The following is a 1425-nucleotide window of genomic DNA, read 5'->3' on the forward strand; positions in this document are numbered from 1 at the left end:
GGCTGGTGAGCTCCTGCGGGAGGACGAACGTGGTGGACTCGCCCTTGCCGATCTCTTCGAGGGTCTCCATGCCGCGCTCGATGATGGCGCGTTCGCCCATCGACTCGGCCGAGCGGGCGCGGAGGACCGTGGAGATGGCGTCTCCCTGCGCTTCGAGGATCTGGGACTGCTTTTCCCCCTGCGCGCGGATGATGTTCGACTGCTTGTCACCCTCGGCCTGCTCGACGGCGGAGCGGCGTTCCCCCTGCGCTTCGAGGATCATCGCGCGGCGGCGGCGCTCGGCGGAGGTCTGCTGCTCCATCGCCTGCTGGACGTCCTTCGAGGGGTTGACCTCGCGGACCTCGACGCTCTCGACGCGGATCCCCCACTCGTCGGTCGGCTCGTCGAGCTCCTTGCGGATCTTCGCGTTGATCTCTTGCCGCTTGTTCAGCGTGTCGTCGAGCTCCATGTCGCCGAGGACCGCCCGGAGGGTGGTCTGCGCGAGGTTGGAGACGGCCTTCTTGTAGTCGTCGACCTCCAGGAACGCCTTCTTCGCGTCCATCACCTTGATGTAGACGACCGCGTCGGCGGTCACCGGCGAGTTGTCGCGGGTGATCGCCTCCTGACGGGGCACGTCGAGCGTCTGCGTCCGCATGTCGAACGGGTAGGTGCGGGAGACGAACGGCGGGATGAGGTTGATCCCCGGTTCGAGCAGCTTCCGGTACTCGCCGAAGACGGTGAGCGTCTTCTTCTCGTAGGCGTCGACGATCTCGAACGACTGCCAGAGCGTGACGACCACGAGCAGGAGCGCGAGCAGGCCGACGCTCACGAGCCCGAAACCGAGGCCGGCTTGGAGGGTGATCGGGTCCATGCCGTCCGTTTAGGGCATGGTACGCTTAATAGTTCGCACGGCGACGGGTATCGGCCCGCCGTCTCCCGGTCCTCGTGCCGCGCCGACGATCTCCCGCGCCGGGCCTCCGCGCCCTCACTCGCTCGGGTCGAACTCCGCCGCGACGCTCTCCAGCGCCGCCCTGAGCTGTCGCTCGTTGAACCGGCGGATCACGGGCGCACCGACCCTCGTGAGCGCGTTTTCCGGGAGCCCGTACGTCGCGGCGTACGTCAGCTCCGTCCCGCCCGCGACGGGTTCGAGCCGGAGGTCGATGGTGCCGGCGAGTCGACCGCGGAGCTCGAAGGCGTGGCGGTTCGGCGGGTCGTGAACGGTCTGGACGATCTCGCCGTCGATCCCGATTCCCGCCATCCGGTAGGTGTACGAGAGCCGTTTCCCGCCGTTGTCCAGCGGTTCGACGTCTCGAACGTCCGTGAGCCCGGGCGTGATCGCCGCGTGGTTCGCCGGGTCGTCGAGGAACGCGAACACGGCCTCGGGGTCGGCCGCGACGACGACGGCGTCGCTCGCCGCGAACGGGTCCCCGCCCGGGTCCGACGGAC

2 protein-coding genes are annotated in these 1425 nt (G+C 68.6%); both read right to left on the reverse strand.

Going from position 1 to position 1425, the window contains the following annotated elements; genetic code table 11:
• On the reverse strand, nt 1-850 hold an 850-nt coding region (locus B9G38_RS17360), incomplete at its 3' end, for an SPFH domain-containing protein (RefSeq protein WP_086221184.1).
• 114 nt (nt 851-964) lie between these two features.
• A partial coding sequence (locus B9G38_RS17365; RefSeq protein ID WP_233127254.1) for an SRPBCC family protein occupies nt 965-1425 on the reverse strand: 461 nt, incomplete at its 5' end.

It is taken from the genome of Halorubrum sp. SD612 (assembly GCF_002135005.1).